The following is a 19576-nucleotide window of genomic DNA, read 5'->3' on the forward strand; positions in this document are numbered from 1 at the left end:
CGCTCAGATCCCCGCGGCGGTACACATCGCGGCGAACTGGCCCGTGCACACCTCGTCCCTGGACTGTCCGCCGTCGTCGAGAACGACGTTGACGTTCTCTTTGGTGATCGACTTCGGGGTCAGCAGCACCGAGGGCACGTCGCGGCCGCCGGTGTCGTCCCGGGAGGTGGCCGTCGTCTCCGGCGACTCACCGTTAACCAGGGCGATCGCCACCTCCGCCAGTGCGTCGGCCTCCTCGGTCGCCGATTTGTAGACCGACATGCACTGATTGCCGGCCAGGATGTTCTGCAGCCCCTCGACGGTGGCGTCCTGGCCGGTGACCGGAACCTGTCCGGCGCGCCGGTTCTTCTCCAGGATCGAGATGACCGACCCGGCGAGACCGTCGTTGGCCGCGTACACGCCGTCGACCCGGCCGTCGGCCGCGGTGTAGAGCTGCTCGAAGATCGTCACGGCCTTGTCGTTGTCCCAGTCCGGTACGGCCTGTTCACCGACATTGGTGATCGAGGGGGTGGCATCGATCACCGAATGCGCTCCGCTGCTGAAGAGCGTGGCGTTGTTGTCGGTCGGGGAACCGTTGAGGAACACCACATTCGCCGGCTTCCCGCCCAGGCAGTCGACAAGACCCTGCCCCTGCAGTTTGCCGACCTCGGTGTTGTCGAAGGAGACGTAGACATCGGCAGACCCGCCCAGCGTCAGCCGGTCGTAGTCGATGGTCTTGACGCCCTGGGCCGCAGCCTTCTGCTGGATGGACGCCCCGCTGTCGGAGTCGAGGTTGACGATCGCCAGGACGGTGACGCCGTCGGCGATCATGGCGTCGGCGATGGTGGCCATGGTGTCCGCCGAGCCCTCGGCATTCTGGATCGTGTACTCCACCCCGGCAGCCTTGAAGGCCTCTTCCAGCGCCGGACGGTCCTTGGTCTCCCACCGCACCGAGGACTTGGTGTCGGGCAGGATGACACCGACCTTGCCGCCGGAGGCCTCCCCCGACCCGGAGTCCGATGCGTTCGATCCGCATCCGGTGAGGGTCAGACCGATGCCGACGACGGCGGTGACGAGCAGGGTGCTGGTGCGTTTCACGGTGTCCTCCGAGGGGTTCGGTCGAGTCCGGATGATTTGTTGTCGATCTTTACAAATAATGTGTCGTAGGCCACGACTACCGGGCGCCGAGCAGATGCTCGATCGCCAATTGATTGAGCCGGACGAAGTGGCAGCCCCGGCCGCCGAAGTAGCCGGCGGCGTCGAAATCCTCGAACGCCGTCCGGTCGGCGAGCAGGTCGGCGTAGGTTTCGCCGGCACCGAGGGTCGGTTCCCGCAGTTCGGCCACCCGGGCCGCGGCCATGGCCTCCTGCACCTCGGGGTCGGCACGGAAGGCGGTCGCCCGCTGGCGCAGCAACAGGTACATCCGCATGTTCGCCGCGGCCGAGGCCCACACACCCTCGGCGTCCTCGGTGCGGCTGGGCTTGTAGTCGAAGTGCCGCGGCCCCGCATAGGCCGGACCACCGCCCGGACCGCCGTGCTCCAGCAGGTCGACAAGGGCAAAGGCGTTGGCCAGATCGCCGTGTCCGAACACCAGGTCCTGGTCGAACTTGATGCCGCGCTGGCCGTTCAGATCGATGTGGAAGAGCTTGCCGCTGTAGAGCGCCTGGGCGATGCCATGGGTGAAATTCAGACCCGCCATCTGTTCGTGGCCGGTCTCCGGGTTCACCCCGACCAGGTCTGGCTGCGCGAGGGTGTCGATGAACGCCAGCGCATGCCCGACCGTCGGCAGCAGGATGTCCCCGCGCGGCTCGTTGGGTTTGGGTTCGATGGCGAACCGGATCTGGATGCCCTGATCGGTTACGTACTGGCACAACAGGTCCAGTGCTTCCCGGTAGCGCTGCAGCGCGGCCTGGACATCCTTGGCCGAGTCGTACTCGCTGCCTTCCCGGCCGCCCCACAGCACGAATGTCTGGGCTCCGAGTTCGGCGGCCAGATCCAGGTTGCGCAGCACCTTGCGCAGCGCGAACCGGCGCACGGCCCGGTCGTTGCTGGTGAATCCGCCGTCCTTGAAGACCGGCTGGCTGAACAGATTGGTGGTCACCATGGGCACGACCAGACCGGTCGCCCCGAGCGCGGCGGTCAGCCGGTCGATGGCGTGCCGGCGGTCGGCATCGGAACTGCCGAAGGCGAACAGGTCGTCGTCGTGGAAGGTCAACCCGTAGGCGCCCAGTTCGGCCAGCTTCTCCACCGCCTCCACCGGATCGAGCGCGGGCCGGGTGGCGACGCCGAACGGGTCGATGCCCTGCCATCCGACGGTCCAGAGGCCGAACGAGAATCTGTCCGATGCCCGCGGCGTCAGGTCGTCGGTGACACTGGATTCCAGGACGGTCATGGTGCTCCTCGTATCGATGCTCTACGCTTTTGTTCTCGCGCCGAACATAAGATGTGGCGCAGGCCACTGTCAAGCGTGGATGTGAAGGGATGGTGAGCTCGTGAAGGCGGTTGCGCACGGCGACGACGCGCGGCGAACCACCCGGGTGGGCACCAGCAGCGACGACGTCCGGCGCCGCAACCTGTCCAGCGTGCTGACACTGGTGCACCGCCGCCGCGCGCTCAGCCGGGCCGACCTGACCCGGGTCACCGGACTGTCCCGATCGACCACCAAGGATCTGGTCGAGGAACTGGTCGGGCGCGGCCTGGTGGCCGAGGCGCCGGCCGGGTCGGCCACCCAGGTCGGCAGACCCAGCCCCATCGTGCGCCCCGGCGACCGTGCGCTCGCGGTGGCGGTCACCCCCGAGGTCGACGCCGTCACCGTCGGCGTGGTGTCGATGGGTGGCGCGGTGCTCGAGGCCGTACGCCACGAGACCGCACAGGTGCCGACCGCATCCGACACCGTCGCCATCGCCGCCGCCGAGATCGACCGGATCAGGCGCACCCTGCGCGACGGGCAACTGGTGACCGCCGTCGGCGTCGCCGTCCCGGGCCTGGTGCACACCGGCGAATCCACCGTCCAGCTGGCCCCGAATCTCGACTGGCATGACGTCCAGATCGGCCAGATGCTGAGCGCGGCAACCGATCTGCCCGTCTTTGCCGCCAACGACGCCAACGCCGGCGCACTGGCCGAGCACCTGTTCGGCAGCCATCACGATCCCGACCACCTGATCTATGTGAACGGCGGGCCCAGCGGCATCGGGGCCGGTTTCGTGGTCGCCGGTGACATCCTGGCCGGCGTGGCCGGGTACGCGGGCGAACTCGGACACACCTACGTCGGCGGCGCCGAGCGGTGCCACTGCGGCAGCACGGGTTGTCTGGAGACCGAGGTCCGCCAGCCTCCGTTGGCCCGACTGCTCTCCCGTCTGGATGGTGTTGACGCAGAAGGCCATTCACCACCCGACGATGCCGAGATGGACGTGCTCGCGCGGCAGGCACGGTGCCTGGCGATCGCGCTCGGCAACGCCGTCAACATGCTCAATCCGCGGCTGATCGTGCTGGGCGGCTTCCTGCGGGCGTTCCCGGCGTTCGCCGCGGCGGTGTTACACGACGAACTGGCCCGGCACACCATGGGCGCCCCGCGCCGTCTGGTGCGGGTCGTCCCCGCCACCCTCGGCGGTGACACGCTGATGATCGGTGCCGCCGAACTGGCCTTCACCCCACTGCTCGCCGACCCCGGAAGGTTCTGACATGGCACTGGTCGCCGGAATCGATTCGTCCACCCAGTCGTGCAAGGTGGTGATCTGCGAGGCCGCCACCGGTGAGGTCGTACGCTCGGCATCCTCGCCGCATCCCGCGGGCACCGAGGTCGACCCGCGGCACTGGTGGGAGGCGCTGGAGCGCACCATCGCGGCGGTAGGCGGTATCGACGACGTCGCCGCGGTGTCGGTCGGCGCCCAACAACACGGCATGGTCTGTCTGGACGAGGCCGGCCGGATCGTGCGAGATGCGCTGCTGTGGAACGACACCCGCTCCGCCGAGGCGGCCGACCAGCTGGTCGCCGAGCTCGGGGGCGCCGCGGCATGGGCCGAGGGCGTCGGCGTCGTCCCGGTCGCATCGGTGACCGCGACCAAACTGCGCTGGCTGGCCGACCACGAGCCGCACCACGCCGACACCACGGCGGCGGTCTGCCTGCCGCACGACTGGCTGACCTGGCGCCTGACCGGTTCACGCGATATCGCCGATCTGCGCACCGACCGCAGCGATGCCAGCGGCACCGGATACTTCGCCGCCGAGAGCGACTCCTACCGGATGGACCTGTTGGAACTGGCGATGCGGGGGCGCCGGCCCGCCGTCCCGGACGTGCTGGGGCCCCGCGACGCCGCCGGCCGGACCACCGGCGGTGCGGTGCTGGGACCGGGCGCCGGTGACAACGCCGCAGCGGCACTGGGATTGGCGGCCGGCTCCGGTGACTGTGTGGTGTCGCTGGGGACCTCCGGGGTGGTCAGCGCGGTGGGCCCGACGGCACCGCATGACGGCGCGGGCATCGTCGCGGGGTTTGCCGACGCGACCGGCCTGCAGCTGCCGCTGGTGTGCACGCTCAACGGCGCGCCGGTGCTGGCGGCCGTGGCTGCCATGCTGCAGGTGGACTTCACCGAGTTCGACCGGCTCGCGCTGTCGGCCCCGGCCGGCGCCGAGGGCCTGGTGCTGGTCCCCTACCTGGACGGGGAGCGGTCGCCCAACCTGCCGCACGCCGCCGGTGCCCTGCAGGGTATGACGTCACGAAACCTCAACCCGGCCAACATCGCCCGCGCCGCGGTCGAGGGACTGCTCAGTTCGATGGCCTACTGCACCGGCAAGATCGCCGAGCAGGGTGTCTCGGCGGATCGCATCATCCTGATCGGCGGCGGGGCACGCTCGGAGGCCGTGCGGCGCATCGCCCCTGCGGTCTTCGGGACGACGGTCGACGTACCCGAAGCCGGTGAGTACGTCGCGCTGGGCGCCGCCCGTCAAGCCGCCTGGGTGCTGTCCGGGCACGAGGCGCAACCCGACTGGCAGGCCCGCGTCGCGACCGGCTATCAGGCGGACCCGACACCCGACGTGCTCGACCGGTACCTGACCGCGCAGGAACTCACGCTGCGCTGACCGGATCAGCGTCGCTGGGTGACGTACCAGTCGAGCAGGTCGGGATCGTCGACGGCGGTGCGTTCCACCACCTTCGCCGCATCGGCGCCCTGGAACAGCTTCTTGATCGGCACCTCGAGCTTCTTGCCGGTCCGGGTGTGCGGGATGCCGGGGGCGACGATGACCTCGTCGGGGACGTGGCGCGGCGAGACCTCCGTGCGGATGGTCTGCTTGATCTTGTCGGTCAGCTCGTCGGTCAACGACACCCCGTCGGCGAGCACCACGAACAGCGGCATCCAGTAGCCCCCGTCGGGCTGCTCGGCGCCGATCACCAGCGCCTCGGCGATCTCGGGCAGCCGCTCCACGGACTGATAGATGTCCGCGCTGCCCATCCGGATACCGTGCCGGTTCAGGGTGGAATCCGAGCGGCCATGCACGACGACGCTGCCGTGGTCGGTGATGGTGATCCAGTCACCGTGTCGCCAGACGCCGGGGAACATCTCGAAATACGCGTCCCGGTACCGGGATCCGTCCGGGTCGTTCCAGAACGAGACCGGCATCGAGGGCAGCGGTTTGGTGATCACCAATTCGCCCACCTCGCCGCGCACCGGCGTGCCCGACTCGTCCCAGGCATCCAGCGCCGCGCCCAGGAAGGGTACCGACAACTCGCCCGGCCACACCGGCACGGTGCGCACCCCACCGATGAACGCCGACACCACGTCGGTGCCACCGCTGATCGAGGCGACCTGCACGTGCGCGCCGAGGTTGTCGCGCATCCACAGCGATGTCGAGGGCGGCAGCGACGATCCGGTGATCCCGACGGTGCGCAACGCGGCCAGGTCATGATCGGTACGGGGAACGGCACCGGCCTTGGCGCAGCCCAGCACGTATCCGGGGCTGGTACCCAGTACCGTGACGCGCAGCCGAGCGGCCAACTCCCACAGGGTATCCGGTGTCGGGGCGGACGGGCTGCCGTCGTAGCAGACGATGGTAGCGCCCACCAACAGGCCGGCGACCTGGAAGTTCCACATCATCCAACTCGGGCTGGTGTACCAGAAGAAGGTGTCCGACGGTCCGATATCGCTCTGCAGGGCAACGGCTTTGAGATGCTCGACGAGCACGCCGCCATGACCGTGCACGATACCCTTGGGCAGCCCCGTGGTGCCCGACGAGAACAGGATCCACAGCGGATGGTCGAATGGGACGTCGGTACTGCGCAACTCGGCGTCGCGGTCGGTGACGGTCGCGAAATCCAGACACCCATCGGGGGTCGGCGACAGTCGCGATACCGAGACGGTCGCCTTCAACGTCGGCAGCCCGGCGCGCAACTCCGCCACATCGGCGGTCTTGTCATGGGACTTGCCGCCGAACCGATACCCGTCGGCGGTCACCAACACCACCGGCTCGAGTTGATCGAGTCGGTCCAGCGCGGCCTTGGCCGAGTAGTCCTGGCCACAGGCGCTCCACACCGCGCCGATCGAGGCGGTTCCCAGGAAGGCGATGACCGCCTCGGCGATATTGGGCAGGTATCCCACCACGCGGTCACCCGGCCCCACCCCGAGCTCGCTCAGCACGGCCGCGAAACCGGCTGTCCGGCGGAGTAGTTCGGCCCAGGACACCTCCACGACGTCGGCCCCTTCGCCGACGCTCAGGATGGCGGGCCGGTCCGAGCGGGCGTGCCGGGCGATCTGGTCGACGTAGTTCAGGCGCACCCCCGGGAACCACGTGGCGCCGGGCATCGAGGCGTCGGCCAGTACCTCGCCCGGGATGTCGCCGAGGTCGAAGTAGCGCCACAGCGCACCCCAGAATGCCTCGGGTTCGTCGACCGACCACTGCCACAGCGCGTGGTAGTCGGCCTCTTTTCCGACCGTCCGCGCGAACGCGGTGACTTGCGCGTCGGCGATATCGGCTGCGGTCGGTTCCCACTGCGGCTCGGGGCTCACCGGGCGCTCCACCCACCGTCCATGGTGTAGGACGCGCCGGTGACCATGCCCGCCTGATCGGAGGCCAGCCAGCCCACCAGCGAGGCCACCTCCTGCGGCTCCACGAGTCGTTTGATCGCGCTCTCCTTGAGCAGGATCTGCTCGACGACCTGCTGCTCGTCGATGCCGTGCGTGCGTGCCTGGTCGGCGATCTGCTTGTCCACCAGCGCGGTCCGCACATATCCAGGGTTGACGCAATTGCTGGTCACTCCGTGCGGGCCGCCCTCGAGCGCGGTCACCTTGGAGAGCCCCTCCAGCGCGTGCTTGGCCGTCACATAGGCGACCTTATATTCGGAGGCCCGCAGTCCGTGCACCGATGACAGATTGATGACGCGACCGAAACCCGCGTCGTACATGTGCGGTAGCGCCGCCCGGATCAACAGGAAGGGCACCTCGGTCATCAGCGTCAGCAGGGTGCGGAAGGCGTCGGGCGGGAACTCGGCGATCGGCGCCACCCGCTGCACGCCGGCGTTGTTGACCAGGATGTCGACGTCGAGGCGCAGATCTTCGAGGGCCGATACGTCGAGCAGGTCGACCGGCCATGCGGTACCGCCGATCTCGTCGGCCAACGCCTGCGCCCCCTCGGCGTCACGGTCGGCGATGGTCACCTTGGCGCCGCGCGCGGCCAGTTCGCGGGCGCAGGCGGCGCCGATCCCGGCGGCCGCCCCGGTGACCAGTGCGGTCTTGCCGGAGAGATCGCTCGGTGCCGTTGATGCGCTCGCAGGCTCGCTCATGCCCGCGCCCCGGCGATATCGCGCGCGTCGGCGTCATCGAGCGTCTTGAGGTCGATGCCCTTGGTCTCGCGGGTGGCCAGCGCGGCCAGCAGCGAGACGCCGCACGCCAGGCCGAGATATACCGCGATCGGCACTGACGAGTCGTAGATGTCGAGCAGCTTGACCGCGATGATCGGTGCCAGCGACCCCGCGACGATCGAGGTGACCTGATAGCCAAGGGAGACACCGGAATAGCGCATCCGAGTGGGGAACATCTCGGACATGATGGCCGGCTGCGGCGCATACATCAGCGCATGGATCACCAACCCGATGGTCACCGAGGCCGTCACCACCGCGTAGTTGCCGCTGTTCATCATCGGAAAGGCGAAGAAGCCCCACGACGCGCCCAGCAGCGCGCCGACGATGTACACCGGCCGGCGGCCGTACTGATCCGACAGCCGGCCCACCAGCGGGATGACCGCGAAGTGCACGGCGTGAGCGATCAGCAGGTACCAGAGGATGGTGCTGGTATCGGCACCCACCTGGGTCTTGAGGTATGTGATGGAGAACGTGACCACCAGGTAATACATGATGTTCTCGCCGAACCGCAGGCCCATGGCCGTGAAAACGCCTCGGGGGTAACGCTTGAGCACCTCGACGACCGACAGCGAGCCCGCCTTGATGCGCTCCGCCTCCTGCTGCGCCTCGACGAAGATCGGCGCATCGGTGACCTTGGTGCGGATGTAGTAGCCGACCAGCACCACCACCGCCGACAGCCAGAACGCCACCCGCCAACCCCAGGACAGGAAGGCCGCATCCGAGAGCGTGGTGGTCAGCACCAGCAGCACGACGGTGGCCAGCAGGTTGCCCGCCGGCACACCGGCCTGTGGCCAGCTGGCCCAGAACCCACGCTGTCGGCTGGGACTGTGCTCGGCGACCAGCAGGACCGCACCGCCCCATTCCCCGCCGACCGCGAAGCCCTGGATGAAGCGCAGCGTCACCAACAGCGCCGGCGCCCAGTAGCCGATCTGGTCGAAGGTCGGTAGGCAGCCCATCGCGAAGGTCGCCACACCGACCAGCAGCAGGCTGAACTGCAGCAGTTTCTTGCGGCCGTACTTGTCGCCGAAGTGGCCGAAGACGATGCCACCCAACGGGCGCGCGATGAATCCGACGGCATAGGTGACGAATGCGGCGAGGATGGCGTCGAGTTCACTGCCGGTCTGAGCGAAGAACACCTTGCTGAACACCAGCGTCGCGGCGGTGCCGTAGAGGAAGAACTCGTACCACTCGACGACCGTGCCGGCCATCGATGCGGTGACGACACGTTTGAGCCCGGTGGTCGGCTGAAGTGAATTGTGATCGGCAGCACACATGGCCATGAGTATTCATGCAGGTAACACCGCGCACAATGACCAGAAACGCACCACTTATCTGCAAAAATGCAGAGGTGGCCGTACCGAGCGCCGATGATCTGCTGATCCTGCTGGCTGTCGGGCGCACCGGGCGTTACGTCAGCGCCGCCGAGCAGCTCGGCGTCAACCACACCACCATCTCGCGGCGCATCGCCGCACTCGAACAGGCCATCGGGGCGCGGGTGCTGACCCGCGTCGGGGCCGGGTGGGAGCTGACCGACCGCGGCCGCGAGGTCCTGTCGGCGGCCGAGGCGATCGAGGCCGCGGTGCGCTCGCTGGCCGACGCCGACGGTCGGCCGCAGGCGCTGGAAGGCGTCGTGCGCATCTCGGCCACCGACGGGTTCAGCGCCTATATCGCCGCGCCGGCCGCCGCCGAGGTGCAGCGCAGTCATCCCGCGGTGGCGGTCGAGATCGTCGCGGCCACCCGCCGGGCCAGCCAGCAGCGCGCCAGCGTCGACATCGAGATCGTGGTCGGCGAACCGGCCGTGCAGCGAGCCCAGGCCATCCGGCTCGGTGACTACTGCCTCGGCCTCTACGGTTCCCAGCGTTACCTGTCCGACCACGGCACCCCGCGGGCGGTCGAGGAGCTGGCCGCACACCCGCTGGTCTATTTCATCGATTCCATGCTGCAGGTCGACGAGCTGGACCTGGCCACCAGCTTCGCGCCCACCATGCGCCAGTCGGTCTCCTCGACCAATGTCTTCGTCCATGTCGAGGCGACCCGCGCGCACGCCGGGCTCGGCCTGCTGCCCTGCTTCATGGCCGACCGGCACCCGGATCTGGTCCGGGTGCTGCCCGCCCAGGTGTCGGTGCGGCTGAGCTACTGGCTGGTGACCCGTGCCGAGACGCTGCGCAGGCCCGAGGTCGGTGCCATCGTCGACGCGATCGGCGACCGCATGCGTGAGCAGAAGGATGTGCTGCTGGGCACCGGCTGAATATCGTTGGTGCATGCCGTTCCTGGAGACCCCGACCGCCCGCGCGTACTACCGGCACTGGGCGGCGGCCGAACCCCGCGCCGCCGTCATCTTCCTGCACGGCTTCGGCGAGCACACCGGTGTCTACCACCGCTATGGATTCGCGCTGAATGCCGCAGGCATCGACGTCTGGGCCGTCGATCAACTAGGCCACGGGTTGAGCCCCGGCCCGCGTGGTGATGTCGGCACGCCGGCCGACAGTTCGGCATTGGCCGAGGCGCTGACCCGGCTGGTCGAGACCCGGTACCCGGGTCTGCCCCTGGTCGCCGCCGGCCACTCCTACGGGTCGGTGGTGACGCTGCTGCGACTGGTCGAACAGCCCGACCGCTACCGGGCCGGTGTCATCTCCGGGGCACCGCTGGCCCCGGTGGCCGACCTGCTCGACGTCGACACCTCCCTGCAGCTCGACCCGGCCTGGTTGTCGGCCGACCCGTTCTATCTGGACGCCATGGAGAACGATCCGCTGGCCTTCGTCGAGGCCGACAGCGCTGCGCTGGCGCGGGCACTGGATGCAGCCTGGGACCGGTTCGGCCGCGAACTGCCGACGTTGGCGGTGCCCACCCTGGCGGTACACGGCCAGGCCGATCCGATCGCACCGGTCGGCCCGGTGCGGGCCTATGCCGAGCAACTCGACGCCCTGCGGATCGCCGAGTTCCCGGGTGCCCGGCACGACATTCTCAACGAATCGATACATCGCGAGGTGGCCGCCGCCGTGATTGCGTTCATCGCAACCACTCTGGGATGGCATTCTTACGGCGATGGCAATTGGGCTGAGTAAAGACACCAAGCGCACCCTGGTCAAACTGCTGGCGGCGACCGCGCTGGTCGCTGTCGTGCTCGGCGGTTTCGCGGCGTGCCTGTACACCGTCCGAACCACCGGTGCCGAGCAGGAAGCCGCCAAGACCGGCCCCTCCCTGGACGGCACCTACAAGGTCGATGTCGGACCGACCGCGACACCCGACGGTAAGCCGGTGGCCGGCACCGCGCGCACCGAGACATGGGTGGCCCGTTCGGTGTGCAAGGGCTCCGAATGTGTTGCGACGGTGGCGGTGGTGAACCCGCAGGACCCGGCCGGACCGCCACTGCAGACCATGGTGTTCGACTATCTGGGCGGCGACTGGCTGCTGGTGCGCGAGGCTCCGGACAAGTGCAAGGTGGGCGATGTCGAAACCGACGCCCAGGGCTGGACGGTCATCACGCTGAAGTCGCAGCTCGACGGTTCGATGAACGGCGAGTACACCTGGGCCACCGCACCGGCGTTGTGCGCCAACAAGCGAGCCATCCACCTGACCCCCACCACGGGCTCCGGTGTCAGCATCACCCCGCCGGATCCCGCGCTGGAACCGCCGCTGCGCAAGTCGGTGGGCGCGGCGCTGCGCGGGGTGTACACGTACTCCCAGACCTATCGGGAGACCGGCCAGACGTTCCCGCCGCACGACTACAAGGCGACGACCTACTGCCTGCGCACCGGCGACCGCTGCGTGAGCCTGATGTCGACGATCGACACCAACAACCTGTTCGTGATGCTCTACGGCGACGGCCGCTTCACCGCCAACTTCCCCGACGGTGACGCCGAGTGCACCGACGGCATCGGCAAGGTGCGCCAGACATCCCGCGACGACCTGCCGCTCCCGCAGGGACCGCAGGACCCGATCGTCACACTGTCGGGGACGTCGTTCCAGGAGTACACCGGCGACTGCCCGGCGAAGGTCGAACTCGACGTGAAGCTGCAGCGGGTCGGAGACTAGGGCTTCGGGATCAGAGCGCCCCGGGCGAGCGAAGCGACGGGATTACAACGCCCCGGGCGAGCGAAGCGACGGGATCACAACCACGTGTCCGATGTCGTCGTGGTGAGAAACGCCTCCAGGTCGTCGCGCCACTGCGCCGGGGTGTTCTTGTCCGGTTCGATACCGGTGTACTGGCCGCGGTAGAACAGCAGCGGCCGCGGTTTCAGGGCCGGCGGCTCCGACAGCGCGTGCACCGCACCGAACACCACGAAATGATCGCCGCCATCATGCACCGAAGCGACCGTGCAGTCGATGTGGGCCAGGCTGCCGTCGATGATCGGTGAACCCAGTTCCGATGCGGTCCAGTCGATCCCGGCGAACTTGTCGGGCGCCTTGGATCCGAACTGGGCCGAGACATGCTGCTGGTTCTCGTGCAGCATGTTGACGCAGAACCGGCCGCTGGCCTCGATGGCCTGCCAGGCCCGGGACTGTTTGGTCGGACAGAACAGCACCAGCGGCGGGTCCAGCGACAGCGCCGCGAACGATTGGCAGGCGAACCCGATCGGGGTGTCCTCGTGGTGGGTCGTGATGACGGTGACCCCGGTGCAGAACTGTCCCAGCACATTCCGGAATGCGCGCGGGTCGATCGCGTGAGCGGGCATATCGGCTACTGGAAGCCCACGCTGAAGTCGTGGCCCCACAGGCTGACCGCGGTGCTCTCCCGCGCCACCCAGTTCTGATCCTCGACTTCGAGTCCCTCACAGCCGAATTCGATGTCGAAACCGCCCGGGGTCTTGATGTAGAAGGACAGCATCTTGTCGTTGATGTGCCGGCCCAGGGTGGCCGACATCTTGACCTTGCGGCGCAGCGCACGGTCCAGGCACAGGCCGACGTCGTCGGACTCCTCGACCTCGACCATCAGGTGCACGATGCCGGTCGGGTTGGGCATCGGCATGAACGCCAGCGCGTGGTGACGCGGGTTGCAGCCGTAGAAGCGCAGCCAGACCGGGTCGCCGTCGGCGGGCCGGCCGGCCAGTTGCGGGGGCAGGCTCATCGAGTCGCGCAACCGGAAGCCGAGCACGTCTTGGTAGAACGCCTGCGCCGCGGCGTCGTCGTCACAGGTGAGCACCACATGGCCGAGCCCCTGCTCGCCGGTGACGAACTTGTGGCCGTACGGGCTGACGAAACGCCGGCCCAGGTACTGCGCACCGTGGAAAGCCTCCAGTACGTTGCCCGCCGGATCGTTGAACCGGATCAGGCCCTCGACCCGGCGCTCGGCACGCTCCTCACGGGTGCCTTCGGCGAACTCGACGCCGGCCTTGGACAGCGTCTCGCGCAGCGCCTGCAACGCCGGGGCATCGGCCACCTCCCAACCGGAGATGAGCAACCGGTCATGATCGCCGGGCACGATGACCAGGCGCGCGGCGACCTCGTCCATCCGCAGGTAGAGGGCACCCGGGGTGGCCCCCTCGCCCTCGACCATGCCGAGCACCTTCAGGGCGAACTCGCGCCACGCCGCCACATCGGTTGCCTCGATGCGCATGTACCCCAGCGACTTGATGCTCATGGAAGGGCCCTCCTAGCCCAGGAAATCAATGGTGAGCTTGTTGAATTCGTCGAACTTCTCGACCTGGGCCCAGTGCCCGCACTGCCCGAAGACGTGTAGTTGCACGCGCGGGATCTGCTTGACCGCGACCAGCGCACCGTCGAGTGGGTTCACCCGGTCCTCACGGCCCCAGATCAGCAGCACCGGCTGGCGCAGCTTGTACACCTCGCGCCACATCATGCCGAGCTCGAAATCGGGCCCCGCGAACGACTTTCCCATTGCCCGGGTGGCCGCCAGCGACTCCGGGGTGCTGGCGATCCGGAAGCGTTCCTCGACCAGTTCCGGGGTGACCAGCTTCTGGTCGAACACCATGATCCGGATGAACGCCTCGAGGTTCTCCCGGGTCGGCTCGACGTTGAACTTCGCCAGCGCCTTCACGCCCTCGGTGGGATCGGGGGCGAAAAGGTTCACCGACAACCCGCCGGGGCCCATCAGGATGAGCTTGCCCGCGCGGTCCGGGTAGTCCAGCGCGAAGCGCACCGCGGTGCCGCCGCCGAGCGAATTGCCCAGCAGCGGAACGCGCCCGGTGATCTCCAACGCATCGAGCAGGCCGAGTACGGCCTTGGCGCTGTAGCGGTTGTACTGCTCGTGCTCGGTGTGCTTGTCCGACAGCCCGTAGCCGGGCTGGTCGATGGCCAGCACGTGGTAGTGCTCGGCGAGTACGGCGATGTTGCGGCCGAAGTTCGACCAGCTCGATGCGCCGGGCCCGCCGCCGTGCAGCAGCACGATGGTCTGCGCCGTCGGGTCGCCGGCCTCGTGGTAGTGCAACCGCATGGCCAGTTCCCCGGCCTGCACGTCGGCATACCGCGACGTCGACTCGAATGTGATCTCCGAAATGGCAGTCATCAGACCATCGTGTCCGCGGGCGGCAGACCGAACTCGTTGTTACCGAAGATCAGGTAGGCACGCTCGGGCTCGTTGGCGGCGTGCACCCGGCCGGCGTGCGCGTCACGCCAGAACCGCTGCAGCGGGGCACCGGTGACCAGGGCCGTGGCGCCGGCCGATTCGAACAGCAGATCGATCGAGGCGATGGCGCGGGCGGTGGCCCGCACCTGGTCGCGGCGGGCCCGGGCCCGCAGCTCGAACGGGATCTCCTTGCCGGCCTGCAGCAGGGCGTACTCGTCGCCGACGTTGCCGATCAGCTGACGCCAGGCCGCGTCGATATCGCTGGCGGCCTCGGCGATACGCACCTTGGCGAACGGGTCGTCCTTGGACTTCTCACCGGCGAAGGCGGCGCGGACACGCTTGCCCTGGTGTTCCACGTGCGCGGCGTAGGCACCGTAGGCCATGCCGACGATCGGTGCCGAGATGGTGGTGGGATGCATGGTGCCCCACGGCATCTTGTAGACCGGTGCGGTGTTGTTCTGGTAGCCGCCGGCGGTGCCGTCGTTCATCGACTTGTAGGACAGGAACCGGTGCGAGGGCACGAACACGTCCTTGACGACGACGGTGTTGCTGCCGGTGCCCTTGAGCCCGACGACGTGCCACACATCGTCGATCGTGTACTCGGTACGCGGGATCAGGAAGCTGCCGAAGTCGACCGGGCGGCCGTCCTTGATCACCGGGCCGCCGAGGAACGCCCAGGTGGCGTGCTCACTGCCGGAGGACCACTGCCAGGCGCCGCTGACCAGGTAGCCGCCGTCGACCACGGTGCCCGCGCCCATCGGGGCGTACGAGGACGAGACGCGCACGGTCGGGTCGTCGCCCCACACCTCGTCCTGGGCGCGCTGATCGAACAGCGCGAGGTGCCAGTTGTGCACACCGATGATGGAGCTGATCCATCCGGTGGAACCGCACGCGCTGGCCAGCCGCCGGACCGCTTCGTAGAACGCCGTCGGCTCGGCCTGCAGGCCACCCCACTGCTCGGGCTGGAGCAGTTTGAAGAAGCCGACCTCGTCGAGTTCGTTGATGGTCTCGTAGGGAACCTGACGCTGATCCTCCGCGGTCTGTGCGCGTTCCCGCAGGTTCGGCAACAGATCGTCGATACCGGCGAGAACCGCCTGCACGTCACGCTGTTCAATGGACGTCACTGAAATGCCTCCTGGATCGAGATCCGCCACTGATCAAAGATTAGAACACGTTACGATTTGTGTCGAGTAGCGCGCGGAATCAACGGCTGGACCTGCGCAAGTGCGGTTTTGTAACATGTTCTAGTTATGACGGAAGTGAGGGTCCTCGCGTGACCGATGAGCCGCTCGGCAGCCACGTGCTGGAACTACAGGTGACCGAAGTCGTCGAGGAGACCGCCGACGCCCGGTCGCTGGTGTTCGGCATCCCCGAGGGCAGCGATGTCCCGGCCGAGAGGTTGCGCTACTCCCCCGGACAGTTCCTGACCCTGCGGGTGCCCAGCGAGCGCACCGGATCGGTGGCCCGCTGCTACTCGCTGTCCAGTTCGCCCGCACACGATGAGCAACTGACCGTGACCGTCAAACGCACCGCGGACGGGTATGCCTCGAATTGGTTGTGCGACAACGCTCATGCCGGGATGCGCATGCACGTGCTCGCCCCGTCCGGCACGTTCGTGCCCGCGAACCTGGACACCGATTTCCTGCTGCTGGCCGCCGGCAGTGGCATCACGCCGATGATGGCGATCTGCAAATCCGCCCTCGCCGAGGGCACCGGGAAGATCGTGCTGGTGTATGCCAACCGGGACGAGACGTCGGTGATCTTCGCCGGCGCGCTGCGCGAACTGGCGGCCGCCCACCCGGACCGGCTGACGGTGATCCACTGGCTGGAGAGCGTGCAGGGCCTGCCCAGCACCGACGCGCTGGCCACTCTGCTGCGCCCGTTCGCCGCACATGAGGCATTCATCTGCGGGCCCGGCCCGTTCATGTCCGCCGCCGAGGCCGCGCTCAAGACCGTCGACGCCCGGCACATCCACATCGAGGTGTTCAAGTCGCTGGATTCCGATCCGTTCGCACAGGTCGTGATCGAGGTCGACGAGGAGGACGACCGCGGCCCCGCGCAGGCCGTCGTCGAACTCGACGGCACCACCCACGAGATCGAGTGGCCACGCCGGGCCAAGCTGCTCGACGTGCTGCTCAACAAGGGTCTGGACGCGCCGTTCTCCTGCCGCGAGGGCCATTGTGGGGCCTGCGCGGTGCTGATGCGCAAGGGCGATGTGGAGATGGAGATCAACGATGTGCTGGAACCCGCTGATCTCGACGAGGGGCTGATCCTGGCCTGCCAGGCGCTGCCCGCATCGGATTCGGTGGAAGTCACCTACGACGAATAACGCTCGGGCTAACGTGACGTCGACCGGAGGGATGAGGCCGTGAAGAGGATTTTCAGTTTGCTGGCGGTTGCTGTTGCCGCGACTGCGCTCAGCAGCCCGACCGCGGCGGCAGCGGTGAACACCGGGACGTCGTCGATTCCGACACCGCAGGGCATCGTCGAGATGAAGGTGACCGCCGACTGCCCGGCATCCGACGGCAAGTGCTTCTTCCGGACCCAGGCCAGTCTGCTCACCCCGACCGGTCCGGTCGGCCTGCCCCAGGACACCTGGGCGCGCCAGACCATCACCCTGCGCAGCACCAACCGCAGCACCTGGCAGGAGGCCTGGTACAGCGCCCCGGCGGGGATGCCGCGGGAGCTCAAGGGCGCCAACCACAACAACGTGCTGTCCAAGGCCTACAAGTCGATCAGCGACTACACGGTGTCGGTCACCTATTTCGGCGGCGGACCGCTGGAACGCTTTGCCACCGACGGTGATTCGGTGCAGACCGCCTGGAGTACCGGACGGCCGGACACCGAATCCGGCTTCATCGTGTGCTCGGACATCCACACTGTGTTCGGCGGGGTGAACGTCACCACGCCGAAGGCCTGCGCGCAGACGACCTTCGGCTGAGGCGGCCGTTGCCTAACGAGGTAGGCCGAGCAGCCGCTCGCCGGCCAGGGTGAGCAGGATCTGCTCGGTGCCGCCGGCGATGCTCAGGCAGCGGGTGTTCAGGAAGTACCGCACATCCGGTGAATCGACGATGCCCGCACCATCCTGGAAATCCATCGCCGTCTCGGCCAGCCCCTGCCGGTAGCGCACGCCGATCAGCTTCCGCACGCTCGACGGCGCGCCGGGATCGTGCCCGCCGACGGCCAACCGCGCGATCAACTGATCCAGCAGCGAACCGACCTGGGCCAAGGTGATCAGGGTGCCCAGCCGGTCGGCCTCGGCGCCGTCGAGTTCACGGTCACCGATCACGTCGAGCAGGTGCTCCATGCCCTTGTCGAGGGCCCCGCCGGTGGCGATGGCGACGCGCTCGTTGGCCAGCGTGGTGCGCGCCAGCGGCCAGCCACCGTCGACCTCGCCGACCACGCAATCGTCGGGGACGAACAGATCGTCGAAGAAGACCTCGTTGAACAGCGCCTCCCCGGTGATCTCCCGCAGCGGCCGGATGTCGATACCCGGGGAGTTCATCTCGACCAGGAAGTAGGTGATGCCCTTGTGTTTCGGCGCATCCGGGTTGGTCCGGGCCAGGCAGATACCCCAGTTGGCGCGGTGCGCGTTGGAGGTCCACACCTTCTGGCCGGTCAACCTGAACCCACCGTCGACCCGGACGGCCTTGGTGCGCAGCGCCGCCAGATCGGACCCGGCACCGGGCTCGGAGAACAGTTGGCACCAGTAGATGTCGCCGGTGAGGGTGCCCGGGATGAACCGCTCGATCTGTTCGGGCGTACCCGCCGAGAGGATGGTCGGCGCGGCCCACCATCCGATCGAGATGTCGGGGCGGGCCACTTCCGCCGCGGCGAGCTCCTCGTCGATGACGAGCTGCTCGGCCGGCGTGGCATCGCGGCCGTACGGCGCGGGCCAGTGCGGGGCCAACAGGCCGGATTCGGCCAGCGCGCGCTGCCGCTGATCCTCCGGCAGTGCCGCGATCTGCGCTGCGGCAGCGGCGATCTCGGGGCGCAGCGCATCAGCCTCCGCCACGTCCACATGCAGCTGGCGGCGCACACCGGCGCGGGTCAGCTCGACGGTGCGCCGCAGCCAGCGCGACCGGCCGCCGAGGAACTGCGCGATCGCATAGGCCCGGCGCATGTACAGGTGCGCATCGTGCTCCCAGGTGATGCCGATGCCACCGAGCACCTGGATGCAGTCGCGGGCGTTCTCCTTGGCGGCGTCGATCCCGACCGCGGCGGCCACGGCGGCGGCGACGGAGAGCTGGTCGGGGTCGTCGCCGGCGGCGGCCGCGATGGCGTCGGCGGCCGCCACGGTCACCTGCTGGCTGCGCAGCAGCATCTCGGCGCACATGTGCTTGACGGCCTGGAAGCTGCCGATCGGTTTGCCGAACTGTTCGCGCACCTTGGCGTACTCGTTGGCGGTGTTGAGCAACCAGCGCGCCAGCCCGGCGGCCTCGGCCGCGAGCACGGTGGCGATGAGGTCGGTGATCCGCTGGGGTGCCGCGCCGAGCGGCTGGGCGGGCGCCCCGGTGAGGATCACCCGGGCCAGCGGCCGGGAGAAATCGGTGGCCGGCAGCGCGTCGACCTGCACCCCGTCGGCGGTGGCGTCGACCAGCACCCACTGTGCACCGGCGGGCAGGACGAGCAGCCCGGCCGGATCGGCTCCCAGCACGTAGTCGGCGGTGCCCGACGCGGTACCGGAGTCGACGGTGATGTCGGCGGTCAGTGCGATCCCGGCGGTGCGCTGACCGGCCGCCAGCGCCTCCAGCACGGCGGGGTCGTCGACGACCAGGGTGGCCAGGGCGGTCCCGGCGACCGGTCCGGGGACCAGTCCGGCGGCGGCCTCATCGATCATCGCGAGCAGATCTGCCACGGTGCTGCCGGCGCCACCGAACTCCTCGGGGATCGCGACGCCGAATGCCCCTAGTTCGGCGAAGCCGCCGTACGGTGCGCGCCAGGCGTCCGGATCGCCCAGTTCGACGTTGCGCACCGCGGTGATCGAACCGGAACTCGCGGCCCAGTCTCGCACCAGCTCACGGGCCGCAGCCTCATCGGATGTGTCGGTCGGAACGGACAGCACAGACACCGGCTACTCCTCGCTTTGGGTGAGAAGGCCGCGCTTCCCACTAGAACGTGTTCTAATAGTGCCAGTGTCGCAACGTCAAGTCGACTGCCATTGCGGCAGGACACGCCGTTGTGATCTGCGTCGGGGAAGTGGTCTGCGGGTGTCCGGCTTG

17 protein-coding genes are annotated in these 19576 nt (G+C 68.4%); 7 read left to right on the plus strand and 10 right to left on the minus strand.

The features are described 5' to 3' along the window. Positions 1-3 precede the first annotated feature (3 nt). Positions 4-1077: a sugar ABC transporter substrate-binding protein gene (locus BST17_RS12955; RefSeq protein ID WP_083058441.1), complete on the minus strand. Its 1074-nt coding sequence runs from the start codon at positions 1075-1077 to the stop codon at positions 4-6. A 76-nt stretch (positions 1078-1153) separates the two neighbouring features. Continuing rightward, entirely contained in the window at positions 1154-2371 is a 1218-nt protein-coding gene (xylA, locus tag BST17_RS12960; RefSeq protein WP_083058442.1) for a xylose isomerase, read from the minus strand. A gap of 100 nt (positions 2372-2471) precedes the next feature. Here xylA and BST17_RS12965 point away from each other — a divergent pair, with 100 nt between their 5' ends. Both BST17_RS12965 and BST17_RS12970 read left to right on the plus strand, forming a co-directional pair. Next, positions 2472-3659, plus strand: a complete 1188-nt coding sequence (locus BST17_RS12965) for an ROK family protein (RefSeq protein WP_234807667.1) — start codon at positions 2472-2474, stop codon at positions 3657-3659. Position 3660: 1 nt separating this feature from the next. Further along, entirely contained in the window at positions 3661-5055 is a 1395-nt protein-coding gene (locus tag BST17_RS12970; RefSeq protein WP_083058444.1) for a xylulokinase, read from the plus strand. A 5-nt stretch (positions 5056-5060) separates the two neighbouring features. Here BST17_RS12970 and BST17_RS12975 read toward each other — a convergent pair whose 3' ends face one another. The 3 genes from BST17_RS12975 to BST17_RS12985 are packed head-to-tail and all read right to left on the minus strand — an operon-like array spanning position 5061 to position 9102. Further along, complete coding sequence (locus BST17_RS12975) at positions 5061-6977, minus strand: acetoacetate--CoA ligase (RefSeq protein ID WP_109750131.1); 1917 nt, start codon at positions 6975-6977, stop codon at positions 5061-5063. Continuing rightward, positions 6974-7750, minus strand: coding sequence for a 3-hydroxybutyrate dehydrogenase (locus BST17_RS12980; protein WP_083058448.1), 777 nt, complete (start codon positions 7748-7750; stop codon positions 6974-6976). Before BST17_RS12980 ends, BST17_RS12975 begins: the two co-directional genes overlap by 4 nt. Further along, a complete protein-coding gene (locus BST17_RS12985; protein WP_207573631.1) occupies positions 7747-9102 on the minus strand; it encodes an MFS transporter in 1356 nt (451 codons plus the stop codon). Before BST17_RS12985 ends, BST17_RS12980 begins: the two co-directional genes overlap by 4 nt. A 35-nt stretch (positions 9103-9137) precedes the next feature. Here BST17_RS12985 and BST17_RS12990 point away from each other — a divergent pair, with 35 nt between their 5' ends. Genes BST17_RS12990 through BST17_RS13000 form a run of 3 tightly spaced genes read left to right on the plus strand, consistent with a single transcriptional unit; the run spans position 9138 to position 11863 of the window. After that, positions 9138-10076 carry a LysR family transcriptional regulator gene (locus BST17_RS12990; protein WP_083058451.1) on the plus strand — a complete coding sequence of 313 codons (939 nt, stop codon included), beginning with the start codon at positions 9138-9140 and terminating at the stop codon, positions 10074-10076. 13 nt (positions 10077-10089) lie between these two features. After that, positions 10090-10893 (plus strand): alpha/beta fold hydrolase, encoded by an 804-nt coding sequence (locus BST17_RS12995; protein ID WP_083058453.1) that lies wholly within the window; start codon positions 10090-10092, stop codon positions 10891-10893. Continuing rightward, on the plus strand, positions 10874-11863 hold the full coding sequence (locus tag BST17_RS13000; RefSeq protein WP_083058455.1) for an Rv2253/PknI dimerization domain-containing protein: 990 nt from the start codon (positions 10874-10876) through the stop codon (positions 11861-11863). The genes BST17_RS12995 and BST17_RS13000 overlap by 20 nt, the downstream gene beginning before the upstream one ends. 74 nt (positions 11864-11937) lie before the next feature. Here BST17_RS13000 and hsaB read toward each other — a convergent pair whose 3' ends face one another. Genes hsaB through hsaA form a run of 4 tightly spaced genes read right to left on the minus strand, consistent with a single transcriptional unit; the run spans position 11938 to position 15478 of the window. Then, a complete protein-coding gene (hsaB, locus tag BST17_RS13005; RefSeq protein ID WP_083058457.1) occupies positions 11938-12504 on the minus strand; it encodes a 3-hydroxy-9,10-secoandrosta-1,3,5(10)-triene-9,17-dione monooxygenase reductase subunit in 567 nt (188 codons plus the stop codon). A gap of 5 nt (positions 12505-12509) precedes the next feature. Beyond that, positions 12510-13409, minus strand: a complete 900-nt coding sequence (gene hsaC / locus BST17_RS13010; protein WP_083058459.1) for an iron-dependent extradiol dioxygenase HsaC — start codon at positions 13407-13409, stop codon at positions 12510-12512. 12 nt (positions 13410-13421) lie between these two features. Further along, positions 13422-14294, minus strand: coding sequence for a 4,5:9,10-diseco-3-hydroxy-5,9,17-trioxoandrosta-1(10),2-diene-4-oate hydrolase (gene hsaD / locus BST17_RS13015; protein ID WP_083058460.1), 873 nt, complete (start codon positions 14292-14294; stop codon positions 13422-13424). Beyond that, positions 14294-15478 (minus strand): 3-hydroxy-9,10-secoandrosta-1,3,5(10)-triene-9,17-dione monooxygenase oxygenase subunit, encoded by a 1185-nt coding sequence (hsaA, locus tag BST17_RS13020; RefSeq protein WP_083058461.1) that lies wholly within the window; start codon positions 15476-15478, stop codon positions 14294-14296. The genes hsaD and hsaA overlap by 1 nt, the downstream gene beginning before the upstream one ends. A gap of 149 nt (positions 15479-15627) precedes the next feature. Between hsaA and BST17_RS13025 the strand changes: the two genes are divergently transcribed. Beyond that, complete coding sequence (locus BST17_RS13025) at positions 15628-16683, plus strand: ferredoxin--NADP reductase (RefSeq protein ID WP_083058463.1); 1056 nt, start codon at positions 15628-15630, stop codon at positions 16681-16683. Between the two features lie 39 nt (positions 16684-16722). Further along, the gene (locus BST17_RS13030) at positions 16723-17295 is read left to right on the plus strand and encodes a hypothetical protein (protein ID WP_083058464.1); all 573 of its coding nucleotides are present in this window, start codon (positions 16723-16725) and stop codon (positions 17293-17295) included. A gap of 12 nt (positions 17296-17307) precedes the next feature. Here BST17_RS13030 and BST17_RS13035 read toward each other — a convergent pair whose 3' ends face one another. Continuing rightward, on the minus strand, positions 17308-19425 hold the full coding sequence (locus BST17_RS13035) for an acyl-CoA dehydrogenase family protein (RefSeq protein WP_083058466.1): 2118 nt from the start codon (positions 19423-19425) through the stop codon (positions 17308-17310). Positions 19426-19576: the final 151 nt, after the last annotated feature.

It is taken from the genome of Mycolicibacterium bacteremicum (genome assembly GCF_002086115.1).
Classification (GTDB): Bacteria; Actinomycetota; Actinomycetes; order Mycobacteriales; family Mycobacteriaceae; genus Mycobacterium; species Mycobacterium bacteremicum.

Bases quoted from the DNA above. Each gene is read 5' to 3' on its own strand.
- xylA (WP_083058442.1), bottom strand. From the start codon at position 2,371: ATGACCGTCCTGGAATCCAGTGTCACCGACGACCTGACGCCGCGGGCA.
- BST17_RS12970 (WP_083058444.1), top strand. From the start codon at position 3,661: ATGGCACTGGTCGCCGGAATCGATTCGTCCACCCAGTCGTGCAAGGTG.
- BST17_RS12980 (WP_083058448.1), bottom strand. From the start codon at position 7,750: ATGAGCGAGCCTGCGAGCGCATCAACGGCACCGAGCGATCTCTCCGGC.
- BST17_RS12985 (WP_207573631.1), bottom strand. From the start codon at position 9,102: ATGTGTGCTGCCGATCACAATTCACTTCAGCCGACCACCGGGCTCAAA.
- BST17_RS12990 (WP_083058451.1), top strand. From the start codon at position 9,138: ATGACCAGAAACGCACCACTTATCTGCAAAAATGCAGAGGTGGCCGTA.
- BST17_RS12995 (WP_083058453.1), top strand. From the start codon at position 10,090: ATGCCGTTCCTGGAGACCCCGACCGCCCGCGCGTACTACCGGCACTGG.
- BST17_RS13000 (WP_083058455.1), top strand. From the start codon at position 10,874: ATGGCAATTGGGCTGAGTAAAGACACCAAGCGCACCCTGGTCAAACTG.
- hsaB (WP_083058457.1), bottom strand. From the start codon at position 12,504: ATGCCCGCTCACGCGATCGACCCGCGCGCATTCCGGAATGTGCTGGGA.
- hsaC (WP_083058459.1), bottom strand. From the start codon at position 13,409: ATGAGCATCAAGTCGCTGGGGTACATGCGCATCGAGGCAACCGATGTG.
- hsaD (WP_083058460.1), bottom strand. From the start codon at position 14,294: ATGACTGCCATTTCGGAGATCACATTCGAGTCGACGTCGCGGTATGCC.